The following is a 269-nucleotide window of genomic DNA, read 5'->3' on the forward strand; positions in this document are numbered from 1 at the left end:
GTGTACTACGGTCTTCGTGCAAGCGATCGCCGTAGGTGCTCTCCAATACCAGGATGTCCGCACGGCGTGGCGGTATACAGGGCTTGAGGATTGGGGCGCCCGGGGCACCGAGGTCGCCCGAGAAGACGATGCGCTTGCTGGGCAGGCCCGGGTCGTACTGCAGATCCACCTCGACGTAGGCGGAACCGAGCATATGGGCGGCGCGCTGCAGGCGCACTTTGCTAGCCAGCCCATCGCTATCGTGCAGAGTGAACCAGTGGTTGTAGGGC

General features: G+C 63.9%; 1 pseudogene. It reads right to left on the reverse strand.

Annotated elements, in window-relative coordinates:
- A pseudogene (locus AC0IYH_RS31780) lies at positions 1 to 269 on the reverse strand (MBL fold metallo-hydrolase); the annotation flags it as partial.

The sequence above is a fragment of the Pseudomonas sp. AC463 genome (assembly GCF_979253585.1).